The 4359-nt window shown below is 55.2% G+C and carries 4 protein-coding genes and 1 pseudogene; 2 read left to right on the forward strand and 3 right to left on the reverse strand.

Going from position 1 to position 4359, the window contains the following annotated elements; translation table 11 throughout:
- Window positions 1–86, forward strand: a pseudogene (locus tag IVA80_RS04660) (IS5/IS1182 family transposase); the annotation flags it as partial.
- A gap of 255 nt (window positions 87–341) precedes the next feature.
- On the opposite strand, the gene IVA80_RS04665 reads toward IVA80_RS04660, so the two are convergent.
- The 3 genes from IVA80_RS04665 to IVA80_RS04675 are packed head-to-tail and all read right to left on the reverse strand — an operon-like array spanning window position 342 to window position 2773.
- Window positions 342–1184 (reverse strand): hypothetical protein, encoded by an 843-nt coding sequence (locus IVA80_RS04665; protein ID WP_249809690.1) that lies wholly within the window; start codon window positions 1182–1184, stop codon window positions 342–344.
- Window positions 1078–2433, reverse strand: a complete 1356-nt coding sequence (ectB, locus tag IVA80_RS04670) for a diaminobutyrate--2-oxoglutarate transaminase (protein ID WP_247426044.1) — start codon at window positions 2431–2433, stop codon at window positions 1078–1080. Before ectB ends, IVA80_RS04665 begins: the two co-directional genes overlap by 107 nt.
- A gap of 19 nt (window positions 2434–2452) precedes the next feature.
- Window positions 2453–2773 carry a hypothetical protein gene (locus IVA80_RS04675; protein WP_247426046.1) on the reverse strand — a complete coding sequence of 107 codons (321 nt, stop codon included), beginning with the start codon at window positions 2771–2773 and terminating at the stop codon, window positions 2453–2455.
- Between the two features lie 1025 nt (window positions 2774–3798).
- On the opposite strand from IVA80_RS04675, the gene IVA80_RS04680 reads away from it, so the two are divergent.
- Entirely contained in the window at window positions 3799–4185 is a 387-nt protein-coding gene (locus IVA80_RS04680; RefSeq protein ID WP_247426048.1) for an FAD-dependent oxidoreductase, read from the forward strand.
- Window positions 4186–4359: the final 174 nt, after the last annotated feature.

Genomic DNA, 4359 nt, shown 5'->3' on the forward strand with positions numbered 1-4359 from the left:
GTGTCGCAACGCGCTACGACAAACTTGCCAGAAACTTCTTAGCTGCCGTCCACCTCGCCGCCATCGTCGCCTATTGGATCAATTGAGTCTGAACCCTAGGACCCGGCGCCATGCCGCGACCATCCTCAGCACCGATTTTCGTTAATGGACTCGGCCCCTTGCTGGCCAGGACTGCAATCTGGCATTGCCAAACGTGAGCAGCCCGGGCGCAACGCCATTGTCAGAAAGACGCTGGCCATTCCATCGACGCAACCGTCTGTCACAGAATGGTTCTCGCCTTTTTACAATGCGTGTTCACGCCTTAACCACCGGCGTACCAGTCACTTCTGTGGCTTCCAATTTCATGTCCACCAGAGAACAAGATTCGGTCGCGCAAACCCGAAGAAGCAGTTCAGCAGAAGGCGGCGCTCACCGTTGCCTAATTGTCGGGTAACGCCGTGAACGAAACCGCCATCGATCAGAGCTATATCTCCGGCCTGAAGCTTGAACTCGTGAGAAGGAATGGCATCGAGATAAGCTGCCGAATAGGGATAGCCCGTGGTCTCGACGCCCTGCGACTTTCGATCCGTCGCCGTCGGCTTATGGCTCCATATCCTCAGATCGCCGCCTTCCTCGGGCATGCTAGGATAAAAGTTGAGCGCTACGACGGTGTTCTTGGCCGCAGCAGCAAAGTCGTATTCTTCCCCGGCGCATAGGACCTGAGCGACGTCATCGTGGGGCTCCAAGGCATACGTGCCAGTGCCCGACCAGCAGATAGCGCGACAGATGTTCGCTTGGCCGTACTTTGAGTTGGCCAGCCGCAATTCAATGCCCTGCTTATGAAGCTCACGCCTCAACGCGTCGAACAATCCGCGGACCGGATCAACCAAATTTCCAAAAAGGGCGTCGACGAACGGTCGTGCATTTTCCGCTTCTGCGAAATAGCTGGCTGCATCCTTCTTGTAGTGAGATGCGCCGACATATTGTCCAGGAACGCCATCTTTCCGCTCTTTGAGACCGGGATTGCGAGTAAAATTCGCGGCGATCTCCTCGGCTACTTCGATACTGAAGCCTCGTCTGATGTGCAGGCCGGTAGTCTCACCTTTCAGGACTGAGATGATTTCCGCAGTGCTGATTGAGCCGGTCTGCTCTCTGATCACAAGAGGCGAGATTGCTGGCGCTTGAGATACTCGGGCAGTTACCATTGGCTTGCTCCTTCAGTGCTTGATCGAGGATGGCGATGCCGCGATCGAGTTCGTCATCGGTGATCGTTATCGGCGGAAGGACTTTGATGACGTCGCGATTTGGCCCTGACGATTCGATCAGGAGGCCGTTTTCAAAGGCGATATCGTGCACACGGCCGACGACGAGGTGTGAACGGAACTTAAGGCCGGCCATCAGACCGCGGCCGCGTTTTTGTTCGATCAAATACGGATATTTCGCAACGAGGCGATCAAGGTGGGTTTGCAGTTTGACCGCGGTCCGCTCGACGCTTGCAGTAAATTGCCTTTCAGACCACATCTTGCACATGGCGCCTGCAGTCACGAAGGCGAGATTGTTGCCTCTGAACGTCCCGCTGTGTTCTCCAGGATTCCATATGTCTATCTCAGGACGAATCAGAACAATGGAGAGCGGATTGCCTGAACCGCTTAGAGATTTCGAAAGGCACACGATATCGGGCTCGATTCTTGCGAATTCAAACGAGAAGAACTCGCCCGTTCGCCCTGCACCTGCCTGAATGTCGTCGACAATCAAAATAACACTATGCTTACGGCAAATGCGCTGAATTTCTGCAAGCCAACCCGCGGATGCGGAGTTCATGCCGCCTTCTGCCTGGATGGTTTCCAGAATGATTGCAGCAGGCTTCTCTATGCCACTGCCAGGGTCGCCCAGCACGTAGTCGATGTAACTCGCGGAATCAAAAGCTCCGTTCGGATAGCCGTCATATGGGACGCGGATCACGTCGTGGCGAGGAACGCCACCGAGGTTCCTCGTTGAGGCCGAACCGGATACCGCTAGGGAGCCCAGCGACATGCCGTGGAATGCATTTGTGAAGGCCATGACGCTCGACCGGCCAGTATATTTTCGAGCAAGCGCAAGCGCAGCTTCGTTAGCGTTTGTACCGGTCGGCCCCGGAAACTGTATCTTGTACGAAAGGCCTCTGGGTTTCAGGATCGAATCGACAAACACTTCAATGAATTCACGTTTTGCCACCGTGTTCATATCAAGCGACAAAAGAATGTTCCCTCCGGCCAGATAATCAATTCCCGGTGCAACAATATTCGCGTTGTTGTGCCCGTAGTTGAGTGCGCCGGACCCCACAAGGAAATCGATATAGCTCTTACCAGCCTCATCCCAGATCGTCGCCCCAAGGGCCTTTGTAAAAACTGTGGGAAACGAGCGCCCATAGCGACGAACGTTGGACTCATGAGCCGCGAAAACATCCGTATCCATTTTATGTGTCCATGCCTGCCTACGTAGGCATCGCGCCAACGCGTTTGGTTTCGATCAATGTTCGCCAGGCAGAATCCGCGAGGGTGACGACGCATTCCTGGCCGTTGATTTCGCGCTTCTGAGCCCGGTCTTCCTGACTCCCCATCTGCTTCATCGACTTGATCGGGAGCCCAGTTCTGTGTGATTGGGGAACCGCGAAGATTGCTGCTGCGCTCAGCTGCGCCTTATGTTCAACACGTGGAATCCATCCGGTCGCGTATTGTGGTTTGGCGAAAGCCCAGCGCACGACGACGGTTTCCTGGGAGAACGCCATCCGTTCGCGGTCAATGTCCAGATGCACCTTGTTCCGGCGAACACTCGGTCTGTGGAAACCGGGAGAGTATCTTGCCTGCACTCGATTTTGCGCGTCGTCTTTTTAAACATGATTGTCTCTTGGCCCATTGGAGTTATGGTCGCGTCGCGTGCCTTTTCAGATAGCTTACTCATTACCTAAGAAGCGCGAACAACGAACCTACTAATGCTGGCAGTTTCCCATCCTCAGTTACGTCGCAGGTTTCCCGCGCGCATCGTCGATTCCGGACAACTGAGCGGCTTTCGGCGTTTTGATGAACTGTTTCAGAGTTGGCGCGGCCCCAATCTGTTTCATCCGCGAGCCAGGAAGTCATAACGATCCGATTCAGGAAAATCGCATCGCCGTCTTGCTCGGGACTTCTTCTAGCGAACGGCGTTTCTCGATGGACATTGAATTCGCGTCGGCCTAGACGTGGAACGTCTGTCGCTTATGGCTCATATCCTGACGTCCAGCGGACAAACGCACGTTCTTCGGCATCATGATCGAGGTCGTCGCAACCAGTGGCACAGGCAGATTGGATCGGGATTCTTCGCGGCTTTATTGTCCGAATGCGCTTCACATCTATCGATAGGTTGATCGGCTCGCATTGCGGATGTTTGGGAAACTTTATGACCAGCAACACGATGCCGAGCCGTTCCCCGAGGATCTCGCCCGCGCGGCACCGCCACAGCACATCCTTAGTGCGAACTCGCGTACATTTGATGCGCGGCGGCAGGTCTTCATCGCGTCGTTATTCTGCGCTGCTCGCGCTCGGTCGGCCGCCGTCGGTTATGAGACGTCCGCCCTTGGAGCGCATCCGTCAGCACAGTATCGGCACACCGCACGCGTTATCGAGGGGCCAATTGCGCCCGGCCCGGAAATTGCTGCTGCTCTTGTCAGCCCAGGCGCTTTCCCCCGCTCAGGCATTCATTAGAGCAGACAATATGAACGAGAATCGCACTTCAATTCTTTGACGCGCAAGCTCCCGCGAACAAGTTGATGCGCCAGCGTTAAGTAGGAATCTATCAGTCGACTTGGTTGTTGTCGGGGGTGGCTTCACTGGATGCGCGGCGGCGCTTGAAGCGGCAAGACGTGGAGCTTCAGTTTGTGTGCTGGAGGCCGAAACGGTGGATCATGGCGGATCCGGGCGTAATGTCGGCTTGGTCAATGCCGGTCTTTGGCTTCTGCCGGACACAATTGTCGCCCAATTGGGGCAAGATGCTGGCCGTCGTCTCATCGAGATTCTTGCAGACGCCCCACACCGCGTTTTCTCGCTGGTCGAGCGTGAAGCCATCGATTGTGAAGCAACGCCCAAGGGCACATTACATCTCGCCCGTTCTACAGCCGGAGTTAGAGATCTTCATAAGCGATATCATCAGGGCAAGCTTTATGGCTCGCCGCTGACACTGCTAGTGTTCTGACTCATTCATTCGCATCCCGCTTTTGTGATTGCGAGCGCTTTTTTGGCTCGGCGGTGCTTTGCGAGGATGGACTTTGCGCTGGCGGTCCACTTGAAGGGCTTTGGGTTTTGGTTTCGATGCTCGATCCACTCGTCAATCGCGGTTTTGAGTTCGCTGACGTCGTTGAAGGTTCCT

The organism is Bradyrhizobium sp. 139 (assembly GCF_023074175.1).
Lineage (GTDB): Bacteria > Pseudomonadota > Alphaproteobacteria > Rhizobiales > Xanthobacteraceae > Bradyrhizobium.